1 protein-coding gene is annotated in these 223 nt (G+C 58.7%); it reads left to right on the forward strand.

The window, feature by feature from the left end:
• On the forward strand, positions 1 to 185 hold a 185-nt coding region (locus tag ABR397_RS24385), incomplete at its 5' end, for a hypothetical protein (RefSeq protein ID WP_350307929.1).
• Positions 186 to 223: the final 38 nt, after the last annotated feature.

Raw genomic sequence — 223 nt, forward strand, 5'->3', positions numbered from 1 at the left:
CACTTTCCTTTCTGGCTTTCGGGTTCGTTGATGAAGGGGCAGTACGGTACGACGGCCTGATTTTTAGGGGGCCGGAACAGTCCTTTTCAGGCTGTCCCGACTTGCGAACCGTTCAGCCCTTTGTCACTGCGGCTTGCCGCCGGTTTTGGCGACCCAGACTTGGCCCTGACTTGGGGCAGACTTGACCCCGACTTGCCTTCATCCGGGCCAGACTTGCACGAGT

This window comes from Photorhabdus viridis, from assembly GCF_040256935.1.
GTDB classification, from domain to species: domain Bacteria; phylum Pseudomonadota; class Gammaproteobacteria; order Enterobacterales; family Enterobacteriaceae; genus Photorhabdus; species Photorhabdus viridis.